The organism is Mesorhizobium sp. M7A.F.Ca.US.005.03.2.1, assembly GCF_003997795.1.
In the GTDB taxonomy this organism is placed as follows: domain Bacteria; phylum Pseudomonadota; class Alphaproteobacteria; order Rhizobiales; family Rhizobiaceae; genus Mesorhizobium; species Mesorhizobium ciceri.
This window is the reverse complement of record NZ_RZRP01000079.1, coordinates 1-13022: the sequence shown is the minus strand read 5'-3', so window position 1 is coordinate 13022 and position 13022 is coordinate 1. Positions and strand designations below refer to the sequence as shown.

Below are 13022 nucleotides of genomic sequence, written 5' to 3'. Positions count from 1 at the left end.
TCCATGAGGTGCTCGATCAGCCCTATCGTCTTGGCGCCGGCGATCGCGTCCGCGTCACCGTGTTCGAGCAGGACGGGCTGACCAACACCTACAGCGTCGATCAATCCGGCTATCTCTCCTTCCCGCTTGTCGGCGCCATACCGGCGCGCGGCCACACCGCGCAGCAGATGGAAAAGGAGATCGCCGACAAATTGCGGCAAGGCTATCTGCGCGATCCCGACGTTTCGGTCGAGATCGACCGCTACCGGCCGATCTTCGTCATGGGCGAAGTGGGTGCCGCCGGCCAATACTCTTACGTCCCCGGCCTGACGGTGCAGAAGGCAATCGCCATTGCCGGCGGCTTCACGCCGCGCGCCAACCAGGAAAGCGTCGACATCACCCGCGACATCAACGGCAAGGTGATGACCGGCCGCGTGGTCACCTCCGACCCGCTGCTGCCGGGCGATACGGTCTACGTCCGCGAACGCCTGTTCTGACAGATACCAAGTGGCGGACAGGCTCAGGATCGTCCATTGCTTTCGCTCACCCGTCGGAGGAATTTTCCGGCATGTGCGCGACCTGACCGAGGCGCAGGTCGCCGCCGGGCATTCCGTCGGCATCGTCTGCGATTCGACGACGGGCGGCGCGTTCGAGGAACATCTGTTCGAGCAGATGAAGAACATGCTGGCGCTCGGCATTCATCGCACGCCGATGCAGCGCCACGTCGGTCCCGGCGACCTTGCCTCGGCCTGGCGCACGTACAGGATCATCAAGGAATTGCGGCCGGACGTACTGCACGGGCACGGCGCCAAGGGTGGCGCCTATGCCCGTCTGTTCGGCTCGTTGTTGCGGGTATCAAGGTCTCGCGTAGCCCGCCTTTATTCGCCGCATGGCGGCTCCCTCCACTATGACGAGAACACGACCACCGGAAAGCTGTTCTTCGCGCTCGAGCGCTTCATGGCTCGCTTCACCGACTATCTGCTGTTTGTCTCGGACTATGAGCGGCGGACCTATCGCCACAAGGTCGGCGAGCCGCCCATTCCCAACACCCTCGTCTATAACGGCCTGCGCGCCACTGAATTCGAGCCGGTGATCACCGCGCCGGACGCAGCCGACCTGCTTTATATCGGCATGATGCGCGACCTGAAGGGGCCGGACATCTTCATCGACGCATTGGCGCTCGCCGGCCCACGGTTCGGCCGCGCGCTGACCGCGGTGATGGTCGGCGACGGCGACGACCTACCGCGTTACCACGGGCAAGTGAAACGCCTCGGGCTCGAGCGCCATGTCCGCTTCCTACCGCCGATGCCGGCCAGGGAGGCCTTTGCCCTTGCCGCGCTTATCATCGTTCCTTCGCGCGCCGAAGCCATGCCCTATATCGTCCTGGAAACGCTTGCCGCGGGAAAGCCGATGATCGCAACAGCGGTCGGCGGCATTCCGGAGATATTCGACACCGGTTCCCCTGCCCTGATCCGACCTGACCCGATCGAGCTCGCCGAAAGGATGAGCCAGGCGCTGGCCGACCCGGCCGCCTATCGCGACCTGATGCCGGATGAGGCCGACCTCAAGGCACGCTTCGGCGCCGATGTGATGGCCGCCGACATCGAGAACGCCTATTTCGCCGCGCTCGACAGGTAGGCGCAGGACCAAGCCGTTCCAAAGCCGTATGTTGTTTCAAGGGTTTCTTAGCTCTCTTTTGCTATGACCGAGGGGAAGCTTGCGGAAAGCCCTCATGAACGAGATCGACCCCGCGCGCCGCTTTTCAGCAGAGGCGGTGCGTAAATTCGACGGCCCGGCCGATGGCGACACGCCAAGCGGCATGAACGATGTCGCGCGCCAGGTCGCCTCGCAGTACCGGCGCGATACGATGTCGCCGATCATGGTCAGCGGCGTCCTGCGCATGGTCGAATTCGGCTTGCTGTTCCTGTCCGGGCTCGCCGTCTATTTCCATTATGTCGGGTTCTTCAATTATCTCGCCTGGCAGTATCCGGTAACGATCGCCGCCGCGTCGTTCCTTGCCGTGGTGCTGCTCGACGTCACCGACTGCTACCAGATCGTCGCCCTGATGCGGCCGATCGCCAATTTCGGCCGCGTGCTGCTGGTCTGGGCCGGCACTTTCGCCCTCATGGCGCTGACGGCGTTCGTCATGAAGATGTCGGAAAACTATTCGCGTCTTTTGTTGGGCAGCTGGTTCGTCATCGGCTTCGTTCTCATCTTCGGCCTCAGGCTGGTAATGTCGAAGCTGATCCGGGCCTGGGCGCGCGATGGCCGCATGGAGCGGCGCGCCGTCATCGTCGGCGGCGGCAAGGCGGCGGAAATCCTGATCCGCTCGGTCGAAAAGCAGCCCTACAACGATATCCGCATCTGCGGCATCTTCGACGATCGCGGCGATAAGCGCTCGCCGCCCATCGTCGCCGGCTACCCCAAGCTCGGCACCATTTCGGAACTGATTGAATTCGCCCGCATCGCCCGCATCGACATGCTGATCGTGTCGCTGCCGCTGACCGCCGAATCCCGCGTTCTGCAGTTGCTGAAGAAGCTGTGGGTGCTGCCGGTCGACATCCGGCTTTCGGCGCATTCCAACGCACTGCAGTTTCGCCCGCGTGCCTATTCCTACATCGGCGCGGTGCCGATGCTCGACATCTTCGACAAGCCGATCAACGACTGGGATTCGGTGGCCAAACGCGCCTTCGACATCGTCTTCAGCCTGATCGGCATCGTCGTGTTCTCGCCGGTGATGCTGGCGACCGCCATCGCCATCAAGCTCGACAGCAAGGGTCCGGTGCTGTTCCATCAGAAGCGGCACGGTTTCAACAACGAGATCATCGAGGTCTATAAGTTCCGTTCGATGTATACCGACAAGGCCGACCCGACCGCCAAGCAGACGGTGACCAAGAACGATCCTCGCGTCACCCGCGTCGGCCGCTTCATCCGCAAGACCTCGATCGACGAGCTGCCGCAGTTCTTCAATTCGCTTCTGGGTTCGCTATCGCTGGTCGGCCCGCGTCCGCACGCCATCGCCGCGCAGTCGCATAACCTGCTCTACAACGAGGTCGTCGACGGCTATTTCGCCCGCCACAAGGTCAAGCCCGGCGTCACCGGCTGGGCGCAGATCAATGGCTGGCGCGGCGAGATGGACACCAACGAGAAGATCCGCATGCGCACGGAGTATGATCTCTACTACATCGAGAACTGGTCGCTGCTGTTCGATTTGCGGATCCTGTTCCTGACGCCGCTCCGGCTGCTCAATACGGAAAACGCCTATTGAGCGCGATCAGCCATGATCTGCCGCAGGTCGTGGTCAACGCCAAGCTGGTCGCGCTGATTTCCTCGGGCGCGGTCTTCATCGGCATTCTGCTGTCCGGCTTCGTCATCAGCGAGCCGGCGCCCTATGAGCTCTACATGGCGGGGCTGATTGCCATCTGGGCGCTTTTCGGCTTGCGGATTTCCCGCGCGGCAACGCCGCTGCTGGTGCTGCTGGTGACGATGAACATCGGCGGCATGATCTCCATGACGCAGATGGCGGACCTCGCCAACACGCCGCTCTATCTCGCCGTGTCGCTGTTTCTCGCCTTCAGCGCGGTGTTCTTCGCATCGATCACAGCCGTACAGCCGAGCCTCTACCGATTGATCTTCATTGCCTATGTGGTTTCGGCCGTGGCCACCTCGCTGCTTGGCATTGCAGGCTACTTCCATGCCTTTCCGGGCGCCGAGATGTTCACCAAATACGACCGTGCCGCCGGCGCCTTCCAGGATCCGAACGTGTTTGGACCGTTCCTGGTGCTGCCCGGCATCTATCTGCTCTATTTGCTCCTGACCGGACCGGTGACGCGCATGCCGCTGCTGGCGGTGCCACTGCTGATCATCACCGCCGGCATCTTCTTCTCCTTTTCGCGCGGCGCCTGGGGCATGTTCGCCGTTTCGGCCGTCCTGCTCACCGGCTGCCTGTTCCTGCAGAGCGCCAGCGGCATGTTCCGGCTGCGCGTGGTGGTGATGACGATTGCAGCACTGGCGCTGCTGGTCGTCGCCATGATCGTCATCCTGCAGCTGCCCGGCGTGTCGGAGATGTTCTCCAACCGTGCCCATCTCGAACAGAGCTACGACACCGCCCGGCTCGGCCGCTTCGCCCGCTACGGCATCGGCTTCCAGATGGCGATGGAGCATCCGTTCGGCATCGGCCCGCTGGTCTTCGGCACGATCTTCGGTGAAGACACCCACGACATCTGGCTGAAGATGCTGATGGATTATGGCTGGCTCGGCTTCGTGTCGTTCCTCGCGCTCGTCTTGTGGACGATAGCAGCCGGCTTCCGCATCCTGCTGCGCGACCGGCCGTGGCAGCCCTATCTCCTGTGCGCCTATGTCGCCTTCATCGGCAATATCGGGCTCGGCACCTTCATCGACATCGACCACTGGCGCCACGTGTACCTGCTGCTCGGCCTGATCTGGGGCGCCATCGCTCTGGAATACAGGCACCAGCGGTTGTTGCGGCCTGCCTTTCAGGGCTCGCCGGCACCGGCAATCGCAGCGGGATAAAAGTCGCGGAATTCGGTTGACCCGCACGGGGTTATCACGATACATCGCGACCGGTCCGGAGTGTAGCGCAGCCCGGTAGCGCACTTGACTGGGGGTCAAGGGGTCGTCGGTTCGAATCCGGCCACTCCGACCATTAGTTTCCTTGAAGCCCCTAGTTTTTATCGAAGGCGCCGGAAGCGCCTTTTCCCTTTTCGGAACGAAGGGCACTCAAATCGCCAGTCTCGGAACAGGACTCCCGAGAAAAGTCCCGAACTGGACAGTTGGATGTTCTGCATCCGTGCGCATTGGCGATCTGAGATTTGCTCAACCAGTGTCTTTCAAAGCACCCGCAGATTTTCAGAATGTCGGCTGGTCGCCGCCTGCAGATGAGCAGGATGCTCGGAGCTCAAAGCATTTTACGAGATCCATTCCCTGCTAAACTGGGAGCTTCGCAATCTCGGCTCGCCAATACCTCATGGCCTCCCCAATAACGTCATCCAAGAATTGCCGGGTCTGGTCATCCTCTGTCACCACAAGAGCAGGCTCACCAATATCGAATCCTGAACTGAACGTTTCAGCTGAAAATCCCCCACCGCGCTGAGCTTTGGTTGGTTTTTGGCCCCGAGTGATCGTTGCTGTTTTTCTGCCTAGTGCTCCGTGCTTGTGAGTGTCGTGTATGTCCCGTGCGATGGCCAACGCAGGCACGGCCGAGCCGAGGGAATCCCGCTCCAAGCTGACTTTTTGCGCGATTGGATTAGTGTGCCGGATGAAGTGTTCGGCTAGATTATCAATTTCACCCAGTGCGATTATGGCATGCCGCACGCTCAGGTCCTGGGCCGCCCACTCGGCAACCGATGGTTCTACGAAGTCCTTGAGGAATTGAAGCGGGTGCATGCTTAGGAAGCCCCTATCTCTTATGGCGCGGCGATCTCAGCGCAGGATGAACGGCAATGCGCTGGCTTGGCGTTACCGTTCTTTGAATGATAGCAACATCAGCGGCAGCTTGCCGCCTGGAAGTGAGGGCGGGTCTAATCCGGCTGCTTGGCTCGTCTTCTCAGCGTAGCCACCAGCCTCTCTCGCAGTTCGTCAAAAATCCCAAGGTTATTGAGCGCGCTGATCTGCGAATCTATGGTAACTACTGCATCTGGAATTTTTTCGGTTTTACGCCTCGCGTAATCGTACAGCGCAGCGGACCGCGCGTAAATTTCGGCAGCGTCGAGAATGTATTCTTCCAAATTGGCGGCCGCCACGATCATTCGCTCCGGGCGCCTTTTGGGAACTATCGAGCTTATCCTCGACCTCTGAATCTGTATTTTCGTCAGAGTGGCCGCCAATGTTTCCCTGTCGGTCGGAAGCGACACCTCCGTCATTTCCTTAAAAGCCTGAATTGCTTCGGCCGGAGGCGTAGGAAAATCTTTTACTTTGACTGATCGTGGAAGCGATCCATCAACACACCTGTCTAGCAGGCTTCTTAGTATCGAGGCGCACTCTTCGGCGTATTCGGAAAGGAGGCTTAGCGATAGCGGCAGAGTGGCGCGGGCTGCCGCTCTGCGGCTTGCCAGCCTCTCGGCTTCAAGACAAATCTCCTGCCTCATTTGCATATTGATTGCGCGCACGCCCCACCAGGCGCCAGCCAAAGCAACCAAGCCCGCGATTAGTGTTTGGTAGTCATACAGCCACTCCCAGTGGAAATTGGAGGAGAACTGGCAGAGTCCGTAATGCGCAACAGGACTGCAAGCATCATGTGCACCTTGCCAGATGGCGCTAACAGCAAGAAAGACTGCGGCCGTCAAAATTATCGCCCTCGAAATGCTGTTTACCACGGAAGAATCCTTGAACTGCGCATCCTTTGGTGGATTGCCGCCGGCAATCACCAATACAAATAGCCGATTCACTTGGCTGACATGACGAGATTCGTCATGGGCGCACGCTTTCCACAGGGTCCCCGCAACAGGGACCATACCCAACGCGCCTCAGCGCGATCCTCAGCTGTGCTCGCAGGAAAGCAAAGCCTAAGTCCAGATCGATCAAGCATCGGGGTCTGCTTGATGGGATAGAAGCCGCCGATGTCGCGGCCGCCCTGCTGGCTGCAGGATACCGTGATGTCAATGCGCCGGGCGGCGTATCCTCCAAGTTAATGACGCGAGATGCGTCGTGAACTTTCCATCCCAAAGCGTCGAGGGGCTACCCCTGGCACACATCGACCCATTCGGCGCCGATTAGCTCAACCATGCGCTGCGGGCTGATCCGCACCGCCGCATTGGTGGCGCCTGCCGCGGGCACGACCTCGTCAAATTCGCGCAGCGATACGTCGCAATAGACCGGCAGCGGCGCCGGCAGGCCGAACGGGCAGACGCCGCCGACCGGGTGGCTCGTCGCTTCGACAACTTCCGCCGCGTCGAGCATGCGCGGCTTGCCGCCGAACTGGTCCTTGAACTTGCGGTTGTCCAGCCTGGCGATGCCGCTGGTCACCACCAGCATGGTGCGGTCGCCGACGCGCAGGCAGATCGTCTTGGCGATCTGCGCCGGCAGCACGCCATGCGCCTCGGCCGCCAGGGTCACCGTCGCCGAGCTCGCCTCCGTGACGATGACGTCGATGTCAGGCGCGTGGGCGGCGAAGAACGCACGAACGGAGTCCAGGCTCATATCGAAAAACCCATGGTTCAAAAACTTGAAGGACGGCGGATTGCTGTCCAGCAGCCGGGGCCGCCGCGCATATAAGCACGCGCGGCATACAAATCGGCAAGCGCCAGGCTGAAGCAGACGCTGCGGCAGGTACAAAGAAACCCGCCAAGAGGGCCTTGGCGGGTTCTCTGGAATGCCTGGTGCGGGTCTACGCCAGCGATCGACCTTGCGCCGCCGGCGGCGCAGCCGGGGTGATCAGAGCTTCCTGGGGAAGGTGAAGCGCGGACACAATACGACGCAGCTTCGACGGATCGGTCACTCTGCCGCTTTCGATATCCTCAATCTCGTCCACCGCCAGGCCGCATGTCAGGGAGAGCTCTTCCACGCTGTAACCGCGGGTCTCCCGCATCGCTCTGAGGGTGTTGTAATCTGGCCCGCTCCCGTTGGTTGCCGGTTCGGAGTGGGGTTCGCTTTTCGCATTATGGGGCATTGGCAACTCCATGACTGAAAGAGTTTGATCAAATGAGGAGTGTTGCCTGAGACGGTCGGGAAGATGCCCTCTCACTGGTGATTTGCCAAGGGCCAAAATGGCCGTCACGGGATCGTGAACCGGGTGCCTGGCGCGGCCTCTGGCGCACACGTCGCGATCAAGTTGTTTTGAAGGCCTGATTGGCCTTTTGCCGGCAGTTTCGCCGCGCCCATTCGTTATCTCCGGGTCGCTGGCGCGAAACCATCCGGTTCCAGCCAGTTCTCTCCCGGAAGGATTTTTTGCAATGAACTTGAAGACAGTCATGGTCGTGCTCGGCACGATTTCCAGCCTTTCCGTCGCCGGCGCGGGCGCCGCCCAAGCCGCAGGCGCGCTTCGTGTGCGCGGCACGGTGGTCAGTTTTAAGCCCACGCTGCTCACCGTGAAAACCCGCCAGGGCGATACCGACGCGATCAAGCTCAAGGCCGGCTGGAAGATCTCGGGCGTCGCCAACGCCTCGGCAACGGACATCAAGCAGGACGATTTCCTCGGCATTGCCTCCGTATCGAAAGCGGATGGCGGCAGCGGCGCCCTGGAGGTGGTGGTCTTCCCGGCCGCGCTGAAAGGCACTGGCGAGGGTGACCGCCCCTGGGACCTGCAGCCAAACAGCCGGATGACCAACGGCACCGTCGCCGATGTTACCGATATAAGCGGGCGATCCGTCACGCTGACCTATGACAATGGCCAGACCAAGAAGATTTCGATTCCCGACACCACCCCTGTCGTCACCTTCGCGCCGGCGACGCCGACCGACCTCAAGCCGGGTGCGACGGTCTTTGTCACCGCTGAGCGGGGCAGTGACGGCGCACTCAGCGCCAGCCGCGTCGTGGTCGGAACCAACGGCGTCGTGCCGCCGATGTAGTCGGACAGGCGGCCAATGGCCGCCTCTCGATCTTGCCGTGCATGGTGGCGGGAGGCTGGATTGGGCAGAAACAGTCCAGAAACAAAATTCTACAATCGGGAAATACTGACGAAAAAATTCAGGCGCGTAATTCCATTCGCGGCGGGCGGGCTATCGCCCCGATCCATATGCGCCCGCGAAACAAAAGGAAACGATCCATGAAGAAGTCCCTCCTCTCGGCCCTCGGGCTTGCAGTTGCATTGGCTTTCACGGTGCCCGTCATCGGTGCGACGAGTGCGGATGCGGCGCCGATGGCAAAGCATCATCGTCACCACCATCATCATCGCCACCATGTCCGCCATCACCATCATCACCGCCACCACCACCATGTGATCGGAAACAAGGCCTAAGCACCGCAGACTGCCACCGAGAAGACCGGCCTTGGCTTCCCTGTCCAAGGCCGGTCGTCCCTTGGCATTGCGGCGCGTCAGCTCGACACGATTTGGGCGCACCAAGTTCGTCGAATGACGGCGCCAGCTATCTCCACCATCAGAAGCACCGCCTCAGCGCCGGCTGAACAGCAGACTGGCGACAAGACCGAGCACCACAAGGCCGACAGCAGCGGCAGCCGCCGGATGGTCGCGGGCCGACCTCTCGATCACCCTGCCCTGTTTGCGCAGTGCCGGCATGGCGTCGCGCAGACGCCCCGCAAGATCGGAATAGGTGTCGAAGGCTGCATCGCGACCGTCCTCGTAGTAGGCGCCGCCTCGCCTTGCCACAGCCCTCTTCAAGCTGGCCAGTTCTTTGGTGAGAGCCGCGACCTGCCTGTCGAGATCGATGTCCGAGAGGGTCGAAAATGATGCCATGATGTGTTTCCTTCACTTGCAGAAGGAAACGTAACGCCTCACCGGAAGACGGGTTCCGGTTTCGAACTATCGCGTCGGGCTGCGGTCAGCGCACCTGATCAAGCAGGCGCTTGCATTCCAGGAGGTCGAACAGCGCCTCCTGCAGCAAGGCCCTGTTGTCGCGCGAGAGTTTCGATGCATCCGGCTGCACCGGACCGTCCTCGTCGCTCTTGCCCAGGCCGAAAAAGCGACGGCTGGGTTTGACGCGCGGCTGGCCGACCAGTTCGTCGTCCATGCTGCGCGGCTGGGCCGCCGGCGTCAGCGGCACCTGGTCAGCCTGCCTTCGCTGCGAGATCGCCTCGACGGCGGCCATGTCGCCATTGCCGATGGCAACCAGGAAATGGTTGCCGTTCTCGCGCAACAGCTTCTGCACGCCCTTGATGGTGTAGCCCTGGTCGTAGAGCATGTGGCGGATGCCCTTGATCAGCTCGACATCCTGCGGCCGGTAGTAACGACGGCCGCCGCCGCGCTTCATCGGCTTGATCTGGTTGAAACGCGTTTCCCAGAAGCGCAGCACATGCTGCGGCAAATCGAGATCTTCGGCGACCTCGCTGATGGTACGAAAGGCGTCGGGGCTCTTGTCCATGGGCGAATCCTCACGCTGGACGATGATCCGGCCTAGCTGCCGAATCGGGGCTTATTTCAGCGGTTTATGAAGCAATATTCAAGCCCGGCGTCATGGCGGCGGCGGTTTTCAACCGCGCAGTAGGATTACTTGCCGCTTTTGGCCTTGCCGCTCTGATGGGAGCGCAAGATACGGCTCTTCAGCACGTTGGACGACTTGAAGGTCATCACCCGACGCGGCAGGATCGGCACTTCCTCGCCGGTCTTGGGATTGCGGCCGATACGCTCGTTCTTGGAGCGGACGTGGAATGTCGCGAAGGACGACAGCTTCACCGTTTCGCCGCGCACGATGGCTTCGCAGATTTCATCCAGCACCGCTTCGACGAGTTCGGCCGATTCAGTGCGCGACAGGCCGACCTTCCGGTAAACTGCCTCGGCAAGGTCGGCGCGCGTAAGTGTCTTTCCCCCCATGCGACCGTCCCATCAGCTCAAAACATAAAATTCGGCACAACAACGGCAGAGCCTAAGTAATTGATCCGTCAAGGTCAAGGACCGAAACTGGACCGTTCGGCACTTACCAGCGAACCAGGACAGCGCCCCAGGTGAAGCCGCCACCCATCGCTTCCAGGAGGACGAGATCGCCCTTCTTGATGCGGCCGTCGGCAACGGCCACCGACAGCGCCAACGGCACGGAAGCAGCCGAGGTGTTACCGTGCAAATCGACCGTAACCACCACCTTTTGCTCAGCTATCCCGAGCTTCTTGGCGGAAGCGTCAATAATTCGTTTATTGGCCTGGTGCGGCACGAACCAATCGAGATCCTCGGCTGAGATACCGGCTTGCGCAAACGTCGCCTCGATGACGTCGGTGATCATGCCGACCGCGTGCTTGAAGACTTCGCGGCCCTCCATCCGGAGATGGCCGACCGTACCCGTCGTCGACGGCCCGCCATCGACAAAAAGCTTGTCCTTGTGCGTGCCGTCGGAGCGCAGGCTGGCCGCCAGAACGCCATGGTCGGCGATCGTGCCCGCGCCCTCGCCCGCTTCCAGGATCATGGCACCGGCGCCGTCGCCGAACAGCACACAGGTCGACCGGTCGCTCCAGTCGAGAATGCGCGAGAATGTTTCGGACCCGATCACCAGGACACGCTTGGCCAGGCCGCCGCGGATGTAGAGATCGGCGGTGGTCACGGCATAGACGAAACCCGAACAGACCGCCTGCATGTCGAAGGCAAAGCCGTGATGCATACCGAGCCGGTTCTGGATCTCGACGGCGGTGGCCGGAAACGTGTTGTTGGGCGTCGAGGTCGCCAGCACGATCAGATCGATGTCGGCGGGCGTGAGGCCCGCATTGGCAAGTGCGGCACGTGCCGCCGCTTCCCCCAGCGAAGCCGTCGTCTCGTCATCGCCCGCGATGTGGCGCTGGCGAATGCCGGTGCGCTGGGCGATCCACTCGTCGGAGGTCTCGACCATGCCTTCGAAATCGGCATTCTTCATGATTCGGCGGGGCAGCGCGGCGCCCGTGCCGCGCACGACTGATCTGATCAAAGTTCTTTCCTATTCCTTTGCGTCGGTGACGACGTCGGATTTCCTAGATGACAGGGCGCGCGGGTTGCGCGCATGAAACAGGTCCAGATCGGCCTCGATACGGTCGAGGAGGTTGTTGCGGACCATGTCATAGCCGAGTTCGATCGCGGCGGCGAACCCGTCAGAATCAGCACCGCCATGGCTTTTGACGACGATCCCGCTCAGCCCCAGGAAAACGCCGCCATTGGAGCGGCCGACATCCATCTTTTCGCGCAAGCGGTTGAAGGCGCCCTTAGCGAAGACGTAGCCGATCCTGGCCATCAGGGTGCGGCTCATCGCGGCGCGCAGATAACCCGCTATCTGGCGCGCCGTGCCTTCCGCGGTCTTCAGAGCGATGTTGCCGGCGAAGCCCTCGGTCACCACAACGTCGACCGTGCCCTTGCCGATATCGTCGCCCTCGACGAAACCGTGATAGTTCATCGAGGCCATGTTGGCTTCGCGCAGCATGCGCCCCGCCTCCTTGACCTCTTCCTGGCCTTTGATCTCCTCGACGCCGACATTGAGCAGGCCGACGCTGGGCCGGGCTATGCCGAAGACCGAGCGCGCCATGCCGGTGCCGAGAATGGCAAAATCGATGAGCTGTTGCGCATCGGCCCCAATGGTCGCGCCGACGTCCAGCACCACGCTTTCGCCGCGCAATGTCGGCCAAAGGGCTGCGATCGCCGGGCGATCGATGGTGGCCATGGTGCGCAGGCAGAATTTCGACATCGCCATCAGCGCACCGGTGTTGCCCGCGGAAATGCAGGCGTCGGCCGTGCCGGCCTTGACCGCTTCGACGGCCTTCCACATCGATGACTTCCAGCGGCCGTGGCGCAGCGCCTGGCTCGGCTTGTCGTCCATCCTGACCGCAATTTCGCAATGGAAGAATTCGCTGATCTCGGCAAGCTTGGGAAATTTGGCGAGCTCCGGGCGCACGACCTCCTCACGCCCGAAGATGACGAAGCGGATGTCGGGACGACGGGTCGCGACCGTCATGAGCGCTGGAATGACCACGGCTGGTCCGTGATCGCCGCCCATGGCATCGATGGAAATCCTGATCACGCGGTATTTGTCTCACGGTTAGGCGGCAGGTCGTTTAGCGACCGCGAAGGTTCGGCGAAAATAACGGTTTTGGGCTGCCACACAACCGACTTTTCCGTCGCGGGCGAGCTTTTCAGGATTTTCCCAGCAAGGATCGCAGTTTTTGCTGAAATTCATTCTCCGCCGGTTCGGTCTCGCTGCCGGCGTTGAGCGATGCGCCCTGCTTACGCGGATAGGGGTCGATGGCGAGCCCGAAATACTGTTCGGCGAGTGCCCCGACATCGATCGTGTCACCGGAAAATGTCTCTGGACTGTCAGGGCCTTCCGCGTCGAGCAGGATCTCGCCGCCGCCATCGAAACCCTGCCGTCCAAGCTTGGAATCCTCGGGCAGCAGAAGCGCTTCGACCGGTTCGTCGATATGCGCTTCGACAGGCTCGAGCGTGACGATGCAGGCCTGGGTGATGT

General features: G+C 61.4%; 15 protein-coding genes, 1 tRNA gene and 1 pseudogene. 6 read left to right on the top strand and 11 right to left on the bottom strand.

Annotation, left to right across the window (positions count from 1 at the left end; all coding sequences use genetic code 11):
- From EN991_RS07105 to EN991_RS07085, 5 genes are all read left to right on the top strand, one after another.
- Positions 1–476: polysaccharide biosynthesis/export family protein (locus tag EN991_RS07105; RefSeq protein WP_164768898.1), on the top strand; the 476-nt coding region annotated here is incomplete at its 5' end.
- A 10-nt stretch (positions 477–486) separates the two neighbouring features.
- Positions 487–1617: a glycosyltransferase family 4 protein gene (locus tag EN991_RS07100; protein WP_127368454.1), complete on the top strand. Its 1131-nt coding sequence runs from the start codon at positions 487–489 to the stop codon at positions 1615–1617.
- Positions 1618–1711: 94 nt separating this feature from the next.
- Positions 1712–3247, top strand: coding sequence for an undecaprenyl-phosphate glucose phosphotransferase (locus EN991_RS07095; RefSeq protein ID WP_013532222.1), 1536 nt, complete (start codon positions 1712–1714; stop codon positions 3245–3247).
- Positions 3244–4512, top strand: coding sequence for an O-antigen ligase family protein (locus EN991_RS07090; RefSeq protein ID WP_127368453.1), 1269 nt, complete (start codon positions 3244–3246; stop codon positions 4510–4512). The genes EN991_RS07095 and EN991_RS07090 overlap by 4 nt, the downstream gene beginning before the upstream one ends.
- Positions 4513–4568: 56 nt before the next feature.
- A tRNA-Pro gene (locus EN991_RS07085) sits at positions 4569–4645 on the top strand.
- Between the two features lie 281 nt (positions 4646–4926).
- On the opposite strand, the gene EN991_RS07080 is transcribed toward EN991_RS07085, so the two are convergent.
- The 4 genes from EN991_RS07080 to EN991_RS40770 form a co-directional block, all read right to left on the bottom strand.
- Positions 4927–5385 (bottom strand): hypothetical protein, encoded by a 459-nt coding sequence (locus tag EN991_RS07080; protein WP_127368452.1) that lies wholly within the window; start codon positions 5383–5385, stop codon positions 4927–4929.
- A 134-nt stretch (positions 5386–5519) separates the two neighbouring features.
- Positions 5520–6452 carry a hypothetical protein gene (locus EN991_RS07075; protein ID WP_127368451.1) on the bottom strand — a complete coding sequence of 311 codons (933 nt, stop codon included), beginning with the start codon at positions 6450–6452 and terminating at the stop codon, positions 5520–5522.
- 223 nt (positions 6453–6675) lie between these two features.
- Entirely contained in the window at positions 6676–7137 is a 462-nt protein-coding gene (locus tag EN991_RS07070) for a YbaK/EbsC family protein (RefSeq protein WP_127368450.1), read from the bottom strand.
- A 187-nt stretch (positions 7138–7324) separates the two neighbouring features.
- Positions 7325–7909: a helix-turn-helix transcriptional regulator gene (locus EN991_RS40770; RefSeq protein ID WP_245460911.1), complete on the bottom strand. Its 585-nt coding sequence runs from the start codon at positions 7907–7909 to the stop codon at positions 7325–7327.
- Here EN991_RS40770 and EN991_RS07060 point away from each other — a divergent pair.
- Positions 7890–8504: a hypothetical protein gene (locus EN991_RS07060; protein ID WP_127368449.1), complete on the top strand. Its 615-nt coding sequence runs from the start codon at positions 7890–7892 to the stop codon at positions 8502–8504. The two genes, EN991_RS40770 and EN991_RS07060, sit on opposite strands and share 20 nt — an antisense overlap.
- A gap of 89 nt (positions 8505–8593) precedes the next feature.
- On the opposite strand, the gene EN991_RS39785 is transcribed toward EN991_RS07060, so the two are convergent.
- The 7 genes and pseudogenes from EN991_RS39785 to EN991_RS07025 form a co-directional block, all read right to left on the bottom strand.
- Positions 8594–8941, bottom strand: a complete 348-nt coding sequence (locus EN991_RS39785; protein WP_164753443.1) for a hypothetical protein — start codon at positions 8939–8941, stop codon at positions 8594–8596.
- A 105-nt stretch (positions 8942–9046) separates the two neighbouring features.
- Positions 9047–9349, bottom strand: a complete 303-nt coding sequence (locus tag EN991_RS07050) for a hypothetical protein (RefSeq protein WP_013532229.1) — start codon at positions 9347–9349, stop codon at positions 9047–9049.
- 85 nt (positions 9350–9434) lie between these two features.
- Positions 9435–9974 (bottom strand): MerR family transcriptional regulator, encoded by a 540-nt coding sequence (locus EN991_RS07045; RefSeq protein ID WP_063167770.1) that lies wholly within the window; start codon positions 9972–9974, stop codon positions 9435–9437.
- A 125-nt stretch (positions 9975–10099) separates the two neighbouring features.
- Positions 10100–10423 carry an integration host factor subunit alpha gene (locus EN991_RS07040; RefSeq protein ID WP_013532231.1) on the bottom strand — a complete coding sequence of 108 codons (324 nt, stop codon included), beginning with the start codon at positions 10421–10423 and terminating at the stop codon, positions 10100–10102.
- Between the two features lie 103 nt (positions 10424–10526).
- On the bottom strand, positions 10527–11498 hold the full coding sequence (locus EN991_RS07035; RefSeq protein ID WP_024504674.1) for a beta-ketoacyl-ACP synthase III: 972 nt from the start codon (positions 11496–11498) through the stop codon (positions 10527–10529).
- Between the two features lie 9 nt (positions 11499–11507).
- Positions 11508–12578 (bottom strand): phosphate acyltransferase PlsX, encoded by a 1071-nt coding sequence (gene plsX / locus EN991_RS07030; RefSeq protein WP_024504675.1) that lies wholly within the window; start codon positions 12576–12578, stop codon positions 11508–11510.
- A gap of 112 nt (positions 12579–12690) precedes the next feature.
- Positions 12691–13022: pseudogene (locus EN991_RS07025) on the bottom strand (DUF177 domain-containing protein); the annotation flags it as partial.

Bases quoted from the DNA above. Each gene is read 5' to 3' on its own strand.
- EN991_RS40770 (WP_245460911.1), bottom strand. From the start codon at position 7,909: ATGACTGTCTTCAAGTTCATTGCAAAAAATCCTTCCGGGAGAGAACTG.
- EN991_RS07075 (WP_127368451.1), bottom strand. From the start codon at position 6,452: ATGGTCCCTGTTGCGGGGACCCTGTGGAAAGCGTGCGCCCATGACGAA.
- EN991_RS07095 (WP_013532222.1), top strand. From the start codon at position 1,712: ATGAACGAGATCGACCCCGCGCGCCGCTTTTCAGCAGAGGCGGTGCGT.
- EN991_RS07050 (WP_013532229.1), bottom strand. From the start codon at position 9,349: ATGGCATCATTTTCGACCCTCTCGGACATCGATCTCGACAGGCAGGTC.
- EN991_RS07070 (WP_127368450.1), bottom strand. From the start codon at position 7,137: ATGAGCCTGGACTCCGTTCGTGCGTTCTTCGCCGCCCACGCGCCTGAC.
- EN991_RS07045 (WP_063167770.1), bottom strand. From the start codon at position 9,974: ATGGACAAGAGCCCCGACGCCTTTCGTACCATCAGCGAGGTCGCCGAA.
- EN991_RS07060 (WP_127368449.1), top strand. From the start codon at position 7,890: ATGAACTTGAAGACAGTCATGGTCGTGCTCGGCACGATTTCCAGCCTT.
- EN991_RS07040 (WP_013532231.1), bottom strand. From the start codon at position 10,423: ATGGGGGGAAAGACACTTACGCGCGCCGACCTTGCCGAGGCAGTTTAC.
- EN991_RS07080 (WP_127368452.1), bottom strand. From the start codon at position 5,385: ATGCACCCGCTTCAATTCCTCAAGGACTTCGTAGAACCATCGGTTGCC.